The organism is Burkholderia sp. MS455 (genome assembly GCF_016899445.1).
Classification (GTDB): domain Bacteria; phylum Pseudomonadota; class Gammaproteobacteria; order Burkholderiales; family Burkholderiaceae; genus Burkholderia; species Burkholderia pyrrocinia_C.
The window spans coordinates 3,309,911-3,321,783 of record NZ_CP041779.1; the positions used below are offsets into that span (position 1 = coordinate 3,309,911).

Genomic DNA, 11,873 nt, shown 5'->3' on the forward strand with positions numbered 1-11,873 from the left:
AACCGGAGACAACCATGAGCTTCCCCACCGCCGTCAAGATCGTCGAAGTCGGCCCGCGCGACGGGCTGCAGAATGAGAAGACCTTCGTGCCGACCGACGTGAAAATCGCGCTCGTCGACCGCCTGTCGCGCGCCGGCTTCCGCAACATCGAAGCCGCGTCGTTCGTGTCGCCGAAATGGGTGCCGCAGATGGCCGACGGCGCCGACGTGATGGCCGGCATCGAGCGCTGCGCGGGCACCGTGTACTCGGTGCTCACGCCGAACCTGAAGGGCTTCGAGAATGCGCTCGCCGCGCGCGCCGACGAAGTCGTGATCTTCGGCGCGGCGAGCGAGGCGTTCTCGCAGCGGAACATCAACTGCAGCATCGCCGAGAGCATCGCGCGCTTCGAGCCCGTCGCGAAGGCCGCGAAGGATGCGGGCCTGCGACTGCGCGGCAGCGTGTCGTGCACGCTCGGCTGCCCGTACCAGGGCGAGGTGCCGGTCGCGTCGGTCGTCGACGTGGTCGAACGCTTCGCGGCGCTCGGCTGCGACGAGATCGACATCGCCGACACGATCGGCGTCGGCACGCCGAAGCGCACGCGCGAAGTGCTGTCGGCCGTCACGCGCGTGTTCCCGCGTGAGCGCCTGTCGGGCCACTTCCACGACACCTACGGCCAGGCGCTCGCGAACATCTACGCTGCGCTGTTCGAAGGGATCGAGATCTTTCACGCGTCGGTCGCCGGCCTCGGCGGCTGCCCGTACGCGAAGGGCGCGACCGGCAACGTCGCGACCGAGGACGTGCTGTACCTGATGCAGGGCCTCGGCATCGACACCGGCGTCGATCTCGCGCAGGTCGTCGCCGCCGGCGACTTCATCTCGAACGCGATCGGCCGCACGAACGTGTCGCGCGCCGGTCGCGCGCTGCTCGCCAAGGCGCAGAGCGCGGCCGACGCCGCGAACTGCGTCTGACCCCGGCATTCCATGGATTCCTCAACATGACGACACCTGCTTCATTCGATTCCCTCCCCGATTCCGCGCGAAGAGTCGCGCTGCTGCTGCGCGAGCGCGGCCATGCGAAAGGCATCGTGATGCTCGCCGGAACCGGCAAGACGTCGGCCGAGGCGGCAGCCGGGCTCGGCTGCTCGGTCGCGCAGATCGCGAAGTCGATCCTGTTTCGCCGGCAGTCGGACGACGCGCCCGTGCTCGTGGTCGCGAGCGGCGTCAACCGCGTCGACGAGAAGAAGGTCGCCGCGCAGGTCGGCGCAGTGGGCCGCGCGGACGCGAAGTTCGTGCGCGACAACACCGGCTATGCGATCGGCGGCGTCTGCCCGATCGGCCATCTCGTCGAACCCGTCACGCTGATCGATGCCGACCTGCTCGAGCTCGACAGCCTGTGGGCGGCCGCCGGCCATCCGCACGCGGTGTTCAACCTGTCGCCGCACGAACTCGTGTCGCTGACGGGTGCGCCGGTCGCGGACGTCGCATTGCGGGACAACGCATGAGCGACGTACCGGTGTCGGTACCGGTCGGCACGGTCGCATCGCCGTGCACGGACGTCTGCAGGATCGATCCGCGCACCGACTGGTGCGCGGGCTGCCTGCGCACGCGCGACGAGATCAAGGGATGGCGTGCGTCGGACGACGACGCGAGGCGCGCGCTGCTCGCGCGGCTCGATGCGCGGCGGCGCATGCTCGCCGGGAGCGGCACATAAAAAAAGAGCCGTTCAGCCTCACGGGCGAACGGCATCGAGATCGGAATCCTGTGAACGTGATCAACGTCACAGCCCGCATGATACGAGCGACGCGGCCGCATCGCATCGGGTGTTTCCCTACAACTTCTTACAGCGTCTTTCGCGCGTGCGCGCGGGCCCATTTCGAACGCAATCCGAGCGCAATCCGCGTTCCTGAAATCCCCCGGCGAGCCGCGGCGATACCCCGTCGCGGCGCCAAATCGTACGGTTTCAGTTGCCGACCGCCGTGCGACGCGTGGGCACGATGCGCCAGCCGAGATTCACGCCGGCCGCCGCAAGCAGGATCAGCAGCGCGCCGAACACCTGCGTCCACGCGAGCGTCTGCCCGAACGCAACGCGATCGACGACGATCGCGACGACCGGATACACGAACGACAGCGCGCCGGTCATCGCGGTCGGCAGCTTCTGGATCGCGCCGTACAGCAGCACATACATCAGGCCCGTGTTCACGACGCCGAGCACGACGAGGTCGAGCCATTGCCCGGCAGTCGCGGGCAGCGTATCGAAGTGCGCGAACGGCGCGAGCAGCACGATCCCGAGGCCGGCCTGCAGCAGCGCGAGCAGATGCGGCGGCGTGCCCTTCAGATGCTTCGTGACGATCGACGAGATCGCGTACAGGAATGCCGCGCCGAGCGACAGCGCGACGCCTTCCAGATATTCGCCCGGCACCGCGAGCACGGCCGGCTCGACGCGCACCACGAAGACGAGCCCGGCGAACGCGAGCGCGAGCCACGCGATCGTCGACGCGGTGATCCGTTCGCGGAACACGATCGCGCCGAGCGCGACGAGCATGAACGGCTGCGTGTTGTAGACGGCGGTCGCCATCGAGATCGACGCGCGCGAATAGGCGGCGAACAGCAGCAGCCAGTTCGCGACGATCGCGACGCTGCCGAGCGTCGCGAGCGCGAGCATCCGCGGCGAAAACAGCGAGCGGCGCAGGAAGCCGAACGCCGCGCAGACGATCGCAAGCGTCGCGGCGCCGAACAGGCAGCGGAAGAACACGACGTTCGTCAGCGGCTGCCGCGACGACATCACGAGCCAGCCGATCGTGCCGGACATCATCATCGCGACGACCATCTCGGCGGCACCGCGGCGAATTTCATTCGAGGCCATCTTGAACTCCGTTGATGAGAGTGGATGACTTCGATTCTAGAAACTTGCTTTCGCCGAAACCACGGCTAAACTGAAGTGAATCAGCCGATTTACCTTCGAAAGCAAAGCGATCATGCCGAAACGCCTTTCCCCACCTGCCGTCGCGTCGCTCGACGCGACCGACCGCGCGATCCTCGCTGCGCTGGCCGACGACGCGCGCATCGCGACCAGCGAGCTCGCGCGGCAGATCGGGCTGTCGGCGCCCGCGACCGCCGACCGCGTGCGGCGGCTCGAGGCGCAAGGCGTGATCGCCGCGTTCACCGTCGAGCTCGACCCGCGCGCGCTCGGCTACACGCTGCAGGCGATCGTCCGCGTGAAGCCGCTGCCGGGCCAGTTGCATCTGGTCGAGGAGTTGCTGCGGCGGATTCCGGAATTCGTCGAATGCGACAAGGTGACCGGCGAAGACTGCTTCATCTGCCGGCTTTACCTGCGCACGATCGAGCACCTCGACGACATCCTGTCGAAGGTGACGGAGCGCGCGGAGACGAGCACCGCGATCGTGAAATCGACGCCCGTGCCGCGCCGCCTGCCGCCGCTCGTCGAGGACGACAACGCGCACCGCTGAGCGGACGGCCCGCGCCGCCCGCCCGCGCCCTCATGCGGCCGGGTCGCGCGCCTCGAAGAACGCGAGCAGTTCGTCGATCAGCGCGACGGGCGCCTCTTCCGGAATGTAGTGCCCGCATTCGAGCGCGCGGCCGCTGACGTCGCGCGCGACGCGACGCCATTCGTCGAGCGGATCGAAGCAGCGACCGACGATCCCGTGCTCGCCCCACAGCACGCGCAGCGGACACGCGACCTTGTTGCCGCGCTCGAGATCCGCGCGGTCGTGCTCGAGGTCGATCGTCGCCGATGCGCGGTAGTCCTCGCACATCGCGTGCACGGCGCCCGGCTGCGCGAGCGCGGCGCGGTACGCGTCGAGCGCCTCGGGCGCGAACGGCGCGAGCCCGGCGGACCGGTTGCCCATCACGCGCTCGATGTACGCATCGGTATGCCCGCCGATCAGCGTCTCGGGCAGCGGCTCCGGCTGGATCAGGAAGAACCAGTGGAAATACGCGGTCGCGAACGCGCGATCGGTTTTCTCGTACATCGCAAGCGTCGGCGCGATGTCGAGCAGCATCATCCGCTCGACGGCATCCGCGTGATCGAGCGCGAGCCGGTGCGCGACACGCGCGCCGCGATCGTGCGCGCAGACATGGAAGTGCTCGAAGCCGAAATGCCGCATCACGGCGACCTGATCGGCCGCCATCGCGCGTTTCGAATACGGCGCGTGCCGCGCGTCGCTCGGCGGCCGGCCCGACGCGCCGTATCCGCGCAGGTCGGTGGCGATCACCGTGAAGTGATTCGCGAGCGTCGCGGCAACGCGATGCCAGATCATGTGGGTTTGCGGATGCCCGTGCAGCAACAGGAGCGGCGGGCCCGCGCCTCCTTTGACACCGAAGATGTCGGTGTCCTGCACCGTCACGCGAAACGGTGCAAACGCCTCAAACGACATGGTTTATTTCTCGTTGGTTTGTTATGGCGGCTATTTTAGGAGCGCTAGCGCATCTTCACAGCGGGGCAGCAGCCGGAATCCGTAGAAAGAGAACACTCACTCGATTGCGGCCATACCGCGCATTTTGTTAAGCTCGCGTAGAATCGCACGACCGTTCGTATTAATATGAACGATCTCGTTCCGCAGCTACACTCGAATCATCGTTCGACCGCAAAGCATGGTGTCGGCGTCAACGCGACCGCGCGGGCGCCGGCCCTCCCTGGAGACTGGAGACATCACATGGCATTGCCCACCGTCCTGCAGAACCTGACGCTGCCCGTCATCGCGTCGCCGATGTTCATCGTCAGCTACCCCGAACTCGTGCTCGCGCAATGCAAGGCGGGCATCGTCGGTTCGTTCCCCGCGCTCAACGCCCGTCCGGCCGAACTGCTCGACGAGTGGCTCACGCAGATCCAGTCGGAACTCGCCGACCACAAGGCGAAACACCCCGATGCGGTGATCGGCCCGATCGCGGTCAACCAGATCGTCCACCAGTCGAACGCGCGGCTCGAGCACGACGTGCGCGTATGCGTCGAGCACAAGGTGCCGATCTTCATCACGAGCCTGCGCGCGCCGGCGCGCGAGATCGTCGACGCGGTGCACAGCTACGGCGGCATCGTGCTGCACGACGTGATCAACCTGCGCCACGCGCAGAAGGCGCTCGAAGCCGGCGTCGACGGGCTGATCCTCGTCGCGGCCGGCGCGGGCGGCCACGCGGGCACGACGTCGCCGTTCGCGCTCGTCGGCGAGGTCCGCAAGATCTTCGACGGTCCGATCGTGCTGTCCGGCGCGATCGCGAACGGTGGCTCGATCCTCGCCGCGCAGGCGATGGGCGCCGATTTCGCGTACATGGGCACGCGCTTCATCGCGACGCAGGAAGCGCACGCGATCGACGACTACAAACACGCGATCCTGAACGCGAAATCGTCCGACATCATCTATACGAACCTCTTCACCGGCGTGCACGGCAACTACATCCGCGAGAGCATCGAGAAAGCCGGCCTCGATCCGGAAGCGCTGCCGGAATCCGACAAGACGAAGATGAATTTCGGCGGCGACAAGACGAAGGCGTGGAAGGACATCTGGGGCGCCGGCCAGGGCGTCGGGCTGATGGACGACCTGCCGAGCGTGGGTGCGCTCGTCGAGCGCCTGAAGCGCGAGTACGACGACGCGAAGGCGCGGCTCGGCATCGCACGCTGATGGATGCGGCGGCCATTGCGGCCGCATTCGCCACCGCCGCCAATCCCGTCGGACCAGACAAAAAGCGCGAACCGAGCGGTTCGCGCTTTTTGTTTCATCGCCCCGCCGCCGCGGGACACGGCTCAGCCCGCGCGCTTGATCCGTGTGATCGGCAGCACGCGCAGGCGCGACTCGATCGACGGGCACAGCGACTGGCCTTCGAAACGCGCCGCGAGGAAATCGACGAACGAACGCACCTTCGCGGATACGTGACGGCGGCTCGCGTACACCGCATAGATCGGCGCCTCGTGCGGCGGCACCGAATCGAGCAGCACCGGCACGAGCCGGCCGGATTCGATGTCGTCGCCGACCACCTCGGTGCCGAGCAGCGCGATGCCCGCGCCCGCGAGCACGGCCGCACGCAGCCCTTCGAGATGGTTCACGATCAGGTTGCCGTTGAGGGTCACGCGCGACGCGGCCGCCGCGTCGATCACGAGCGAGTCGAGCATCGTCGAATTCGAGTCGCGCCGCAGGTAGTTGTGATGCGCGAGATCGGCAATCGTTGCGGGCGTGCCGTGCTTGTCGAGATACTCGGGCGACGCGACGAGCAGGATGTGCGCGGTCGCGATCTGCCGTGCGACCAGCGACGACGACTTCAATCCGTTCGGCGCCGCGCGCACCGCGACGTCGTAGCCTTCCTCGATCAGGTCGACCACGCGATCGGACAGCGTCATGTCGACGGTCACGTCCGGGAACCGGCCCGCGTAATCGGTGACGGCCTGCATCACGTGCCGCAGCCCGAACGCGGACAGCGACGTCACGCGCAGGCGGCCCTGCGGCACCACGCTCGCGGCGCCGACGGCCTGCCCGGCTTCGTCGAGTTCAGACAGCGCCTGCACGAGGCGCTCGTAATATTCGCGTCCCGCCTCGGTAGGCGCGACGCGGCGTGTCGTGCGATGCAGCAGCCGCGCGCCGAGCTGCTGCTCGAGATGCATCACGTGCTTGCTCGCCATCGCAGCCGACATCTGCATGCGCTCGGCCGCGCCGACGAAGCTGCCCACTTCGACGACGTAGCGAAACACATTCATGCTGACGAGGGTATCCATCAAACTAGCTCGTAATGACGGGGGGAATGGTCCAATTACGAGATAGGGTAACAAAGGCGAGGAAACAGAAAGGTCAACAAAGGCAAAACGGCGCCGCGGAGCGCTTTCCAATGGAACAGGAGCCTGGGCGAGGGTCTTCGCTGGTTCTTGTGTAGCGCCTTTGGCGCGTTTCCAATGCAAATGAGCCTGTTGTTGGCCCGATACGCACGAGTTGACCGACATCGGAGCACCGGGGTGGATGATCATTTACCGGATGATCATCAACTTGAACGAATCGCAAATCCGCGCCCTGGACCAAGTGCGTGCCGTCCTCGACGGCACACAGACGCTCGACTTCGCACCCGCCGCGTGCCCTCACGAACGGCGCGAATGGGTCGCCTCCGTGCTACGGCGCTTTCGCTACGACCGGCTCAAGCGAACTCACCGGGGGCTCGTGCTGCGCTATCTGCGCCGCTTTAGCGGCTTCAGCCGAGCTCACATGACACGGCTGGTACAACGCTGGGTGCAAGGGCAAAGGCTCGCGTGGCTGAAGGGCACGCCCGCGAATGCCTTCGCCCGCCGCTACACCGATGAGGACATCTTCACGCTCGCCCAGACCGAGCGCGAGTACGGCAGGCTTTCCGGACCGGCGATGGTCGTGGTGCTGCGCCGGATGTATCAGGTCTACAACGATGAGCGCTACGAGCGCCTGCAGCACCTTTCAGCATCTCACCTGTACAACCTGCGACGTTCGCAGGCTTATCGTCTGCATCACACGGTCTACACGAAGACTCAGGCCAATCCCAGAGGCGCGGCAATCGCCGTGCGCCGGGCTCCCGCGCCAGAGAACCGCCCCGGCTTCATCCGCATCGACAGCGTTCATCAGGGCAACATCGACGAACAGCGCGGCGTGTATCACATCAACGCCGTCGACTGCGTAACCCAGTGGGAAGTCGTCGCGACCGTGCCATCGTTGGAGCGGGAACACATGCTGCCGGTACTGCGCGACATGATTGACCAGTTTCCGTTCCGTATTCTTGGCTTTCACAGCGATGGCGGTTCGGAGTACATCAATCACGAGGTCGCGAAGATGCTCAAGGAACAACTCATCGAGTTCACCCGCTCACGTCCACGACGCTGTAACGACAACGCCCTGGCCGAATCCAAGAACGGCAATGTCGTGCGCAAGCAATTCGGCTACGCGCACATACCGGCCGAGTGGGCGAAGCAGTTCAACGCCTTTTGCGTAGATCTGCTTAATCCGTTTTTGAACATGCACCGACCCTGCCTTTTCGGCACCGAAGTCCCTGATCCCAGGAAGCCGGGCCGCATGCGACGCGTTCACCGAGCCGAAGATGTGATGACGCCGCTTGAGAAGCTAGCCAGCCTGCCGGACGTGGATGATTTCCTGCGCAAGGACATCACGATCGATCAACTGAAGCAGCACGCGCGCAGCCAGACAGATGTCGAAGTCGCCCGTCAGGTTCGCCAGGCGCGGGAACGTCTGATGGGCAAGGTTGCCGACCAAACCCGGCCTCGGTACCCCGATGTATGGAGCCTGGCTCGGGCACGCCGCGCATAGCCCGCAAGGATGCAAGCCGCTATGGGCTATGCCCGTCACAGCTTCCCCTCGCAACCGAGACTCCCCATACCCTAAAATGCAGTTCCCTTTAACGACCATCCAACCCCAAGTACTCCGCTCCCTCCAGGCTCCTTTCGGTTTTGGAAAGTACTGCGGATGGCGGCGCCGTTTCGGGCGGGACAACATGCAGCCGGAACGCGCGATTTCCGCGCGCGTCCGGCGCGCCGATCGCGCGTGCGCGTCAGAACTTCGCGCGGATACCTGCGCCGAACGTGTTGCCGGTCGACAGGCCGCTGATGTGGTCGTTCATGTACGCGGCGTAGACGTCCGTGCGCTTGGACAGCGGGTAGTCGTAGCCGACGGCCCAGGTCTGGCGCGTCTGGTCGAGGCCGCCGGCATCGCGCGAATATGCGTACGACGCCATCGCGTTGCCGACGCCGAGCGGCACCGACACGCCGCCCTGCGCGGTGTTCACGTGCCAGCTGCCCGCGATCTGGTCATTCTTCGTATACATGTACTGGCCGAACAGCTTCACGACCTTCAGGTCGTAGGTCGCGCCGACCAGCGCGATGCCCTGGCTCTTCATCCCGGCGACGAGTGCGCTCAAGTCGCGCGGGCCGTTGTTGAAGTTCACGTACTGATACATGGCAGTCGCCGCGAACGGGCCGTTCGCATAGTTGAACTGCGCGCTCCACTTCTTCGAGCCGTTGTCGCCGGCCTGGTTGCCGAACGCGTACATCGCGCTGCCATTCAGCCCGCCGAACGAAGGCGACGTGTACGACACCGCGTTGTTCCAGCCCGAATCGCCGACCGCGCCCTGGTCGCTCGGATAAGTCGGGAACGTGCCGAGGCCGAGGAACACGTGGTACACCATCGGCGAGAAGGTGTACGAATCGTAGAACGGGTTGAACAGGATCGTCGACAGGAACAGGTGCGTCGTCAGGCGGCCTGCCGTCACCGTGCCGTACGGCGAGCTGATGCCGACGTACGCGTTGCGGGCGAAGAACGTGTCGCCCTGGAAGCGGCCGAACTGGCCGTTCTGCGCGCGGAAGAAACTTTCCAGCGTGAAGATCGCCTTGTAGCCGTTGCCCAGATCCTCTGCGCCGTGCAGGCCCCAGTACGACGTCGACATCCCGCCGCCCGACACGTTCCATGCGCGATCGCCGCCCGGGAACTTGGTCGCGCCGACCCATTCGTCTACCTGACCGTAGAGCGACACGCTCGATTGCGCATAAACGGGTGCGGCAGCCGCCGCACAGGCGGCCGCGGCGATCAGCTTGACGGACGTGCGCGACGCACGGCGAGCGAATGCTTTCATGGGATCTCCAGGTTTTGTCGAATGGTCGATAAGTGGCGCGAGCGTTGTTTTTTGGAGCCGAGTGCTTGCGTCGTATGGGGCGCAGCCATCTTTACGGATCATTTGTCCGGTCAAAATTGCGCACACTTATTGCTGGTATAGCGCCAGCATTAACTTCGCGGAATCGATACGTGGCGGATGCGCCGCGGTGGCCCCGCGCAAAAGCGGTTGCGCGACGGGACGGCGGCGTGGCGCACGCGAGCCGGGCGCGAAAGATAGCGCAATGCGACGGGAAAATCAGCGGAAATCTGCGCGCGACTGTGGCGAATTCGCATCAGCCGGCGGGGGGCCAGGGCCTGTTCCCGCTAATAACGGGCTTGCGCTGGCGCGCGGGCGCTCAGTTTCGGTAGAACGGGGAGAAATACGGCGAGTGCGAGGGCTCTTCCTGCGAACGGGGCGGCGGCATCGGACGGCCGCCGCGCTCCTCGTTGTAGCGCGCGACGTCGGCGCGGATCGAACCGGCGCGCAGCGGCACGTTGCCGCCGCCCGGTGGGCGCGGCATCTGGCGCGCGTCGGCACTGATCGGGCGATACGGGCTTTGCGCGGCGTAATGACCGTACGACGGCGTCGGCCGCAGCCCCCAGCGGGAGCCGTAGCTGCTCACGCCGCCGGCGCGTGCACCGGCGGGGGGCGGAACGCGGCGCCAGACGGGCCCGCCACCGAACCCGCCGCCAGCCTGCTGACCGTACGCACGCATGTCGCCGCCACCGAAACCGTGGCCGCCGAACCCATGACCGCCGTGTGGCGGCTGCGCGAGCGCAAGCGGCATCAGCAGCGCGCCGAGCACGCCTGCCACCCATCGTCCGATCTTCCGTTTCACACGTTCCGTCATCGTTCAGTGCCTGTCCACGCCTGCCGCCGGCTCCTTTCGGCCGACGCAAGGCTTTCAGCAGTAATTTATGAGCGGCCCGAAACGGTGTCGAGCCAAAAAGTGTTAGGTCGCCGGCATCGGTGTAACACCATGTTACTGCTAGGTTTTTTCACTTCAGGGCGCGAACGCGACAGAACATTCTTCTGCCGTTTTGCGCATGGCCGGGGTGGGTGCGACGGCCGTTGTCGCATGCAGTCGATTCATCAATCGATTCTCACAATGAATTTGTGTAGTGAATGGCCAACCGGGACAATAGCGCCATCCGCGCGCGCGACGCGCGCCTCCGTCGTTTCCGAATCGAGTTCCCGATGGCCCGCCCCCGTTTTCTTCCCGACAACTTCACGCTCGCACTGGTCGGCACCGTCGTGCTCGCGAGCCTCCTGCCGTGCCGTGGCCCGGCCGCCCACGCGTTCAACTGGGCGACCAACATCGCCGTCGGCCTGCTGTTCTTCCTGCACGGCGCGAAGCTGTCACGGGAAGCGGTCGTTGCGGGCGCAACGCACTGGCGGCTGCACGCGGTCGTGCTGCTCAGCACGTTCGCACTGTTCCCGCTGCTCGGCTTCGCGCTGAAACCCGTGCTGCAGCCGCTCGTCACGCCGGCGCTTTACGCGGGCGTGCTGTTCCTGTGCACGCTGCCGTCGACGGTCCAGTCGTCGATCGCGTTCACGTCGATCGCGAAAGGCAACGTGCCGGCCGCCGTGTGCGCGGCATCGGCGTCGAGCCTGCTCGGGATCTTCGTCACGCCGGCGCTCGTCGGGCTGATGATCACGTCGCAGTCGGCCGCCGCCGCGTCGCCGTGGAGCACCGTCGGCAGCATCGTGATGCAGCTGCTCGTGCCGTTCATCGCCGGCCAGTTGCTGCGGCCCGTGATCGGCCGCTGGATCGAACGCAACCGCGGCGTGCTGCGCTTCGTCGACCAGGGCTCGATCCTGCTCGTGGTCTACGTCGCGTTCAGCGAAGCCGTCAACGAAGGCCTGTGGCACCAGATTCCGGCGCGCGCGCTCGGCGGCCTGCTGATCGTCAACCTCGTGCTGCTCGCGATCGCGCTGCTGCTGACCGCGTTCGTCAGCAAGCGGCTCGGCTTCAATCGGGCCGACCAGATCACGATCATCTTCTGCGGATCGAAGAAGAGCCTCGCGGCCGGCGTGCCGATGGCGAAGGTGATCTTCTCGGCGAACGCGGTCGGCGCGATCGTGCTGCCGCTGATGCTGTTCCACCAGATCCAGTTGATGGCGTGCGCGGCGCTCGCGCAGCGCTGGGGCGCGCGCGACACGAGCGGCGAGCGCGACGGGCAGGATGGCGCGGCATCGGCGCCCGGCGCGCTGAACGCGGGCAAACGCTGACGGGACGGGAGGCGGGACGGTCACTGGATGGTGGCGCTTTCCGCT

Annotated in this window: 12 protein-coding genes; 7 read left to right on the forward strand and 5 right to left on the reverse strand. The window is 66.2% G+C overall.

The features are described 5' to 3' along the window. Positions 1-14: 14 nt before the first annotated feature. The 3 genes from FPJ27_RS34355 to FPJ27_RS34365 are packed head-to-tail and all read left to right on the forward strand — an operon-like array spanning position 15 to position 1,689. A complete protein-coding gene (locus FPJ27_RS34355; RefSeq protein WP_204424795.1) occupies positions 15-947 on the forward strand; it encodes a hydroxymethylglutaryl-CoA lyase in 933 nt (310 codons plus the stop codon). 26 nt (positions 948-973) lie between these two features. Continuing rightward, positions 974-1,480, forward strand: a complete 507-nt coding sequence (locus tag FPJ27_RS34360; RefSeq protein ID WP_204424797.1) for a YbaK/EbsC family protein — start codon at positions 974-976, stop codon at positions 1,478-1,480. Next, positions 1,477-1,689: a DUF1289 domain-containing protein gene (locus FPJ27_RS34365; RefSeq protein ID WP_072437453.1), complete on the forward strand. Its 213-nt coding sequence runs from the start codon at positions 1,477-1,479 to the stop codon at positions 1,687-1,689. Before FPJ27_RS34360 ends, FPJ27_RS34365 begins: the two co-directional genes overlap by 4 nt. A 249-nt stretch (positions 1,690-1,938) precedes the next feature. Here the strand turns inward: FPJ27_RS34365 and FPJ27_RS34370 are convergent, their stop codons facing one another. Next, the gene (locus FPJ27_RS34370) at positions 1,939-2,841 is read right to left on the reverse strand and encodes a DMT family transporter (protein ID WP_204424799.1); all 903 of its coding nucleotides are present in this window, start codon (positions 2,839-2,841) and stop codon (positions 1,939-1,941) included. Positions 2,842-2,953: 112 nt separating this feature from the next. Between FPJ27_RS34370 and FPJ27_RS34375 the strand changes: the two genes are divergently transcribed. Then, positions 2,954-3,445 carry an Lrp/AsnC family transcriptional regulator gene (locus tag FPJ27_RS34375; protein WP_047899190.1) on the forward strand — a complete coding sequence of 164 codons (492 nt, stop codon included), beginning with the start codon at positions 2,954-2,956 and terminating at the stop codon, positions 3,443-3,445. Positions 3,446-3,475: 30 nt separating this feature from the next. On the opposite strand, the gene FPJ27_RS34380 is transcribed toward FPJ27_RS34375, so the two are convergent. Continuing rightward, positions 3,476-4,372 (reverse strand): alpha/beta hydrolase, encoded by an 897-nt coding sequence (locus FPJ27_RS34380; RefSeq protein ID WP_204424802.1) that lies wholly within the window; start codon positions 4,370-4,372, stop codon positions 3,476-3,478. Between the two features lie 279 nt (positions 4,373-4,651). Here FPJ27_RS34380 and FPJ27_RS34385 point away from each other — a divergent pair, with 279 nt between their 5' ends. Then, the gene (locus FPJ27_RS34385) at positions 4,652-5,611 is read left to right on the forward strand and encodes a nitronate monooxygenase family protein (protein WP_072437462.1); all 960 of its coding nucleotides are present in this window, start codon (positions 4,652-4,654) and stop codon (positions 5,609-5,611) included. Positions 5,612-5,733: 122 nt separating this feature from the next. Here the strand turns inward: FPJ27_RS34385 and FPJ27_RS34390 are convergent, their stop codons facing one another. After that, complete coding sequence (locus FPJ27_RS34390) at positions 5,734-6,696, reverse strand: LysR family transcriptional regulator (protein WP_034179216.1); 963 nt, start codon at positions 6,694-6,696, stop codon at positions 5,734-5,736. 211 nt (positions 6,697-6,907) lie between these two features. On the opposite strand from FPJ27_RS34390, the gene FPJ27_RS34395 reads away from it, so the two are divergent. After that, positions 6,908-8,257, forward strand: a complete 1,350-nt coding sequence (locus FPJ27_RS34395; RefSeq protein ID WP_226263835.1) for a transposase family protein — start codon at positions 6,908-6,910, stop codon at positions 8,255-8,257. A gap of 241 nt (positions 8,258-8,498) precedes the next feature. On the opposite strand, the gene FPJ27_RS34400 is transcribed toward FPJ27_RS34395, so the two are convergent. After that, entirely contained in the window at positions 8,499-9,575 is a 1,077-nt protein-coding gene (locus tag FPJ27_RS34400) for a porin (protein WP_204424809.1), read from the reverse strand. Positions 9,576-9,951: 376 nt separating this feature from the next. Then, entirely contained in the window at positions 9,952-10,446 is a 495-nt protein-coding gene (locus FPJ27_RS34405; protein WP_034179218.1) for a hypothetical protein, read from the reverse strand. Between the two features lie 347 nt (positions 10,447-10,793). Between FPJ27_RS34405 and FPJ27_RS34410 the strand changes: the two genes are divergently transcribed. After that, the gene (locus tag FPJ27_RS34410) at positions 10,794-11,828 is read left to right on the forward strand and encodes a bile acid:sodium symporter family protein (RefSeq protein WP_204424811.1); all 1,035 of its coding nucleotides are present in this window, start codon (positions 10,794-10,796) and stop codon (positions 11,826-11,828) included. Positions 11,829-11,873: the final 45 nt, after the last annotated feature.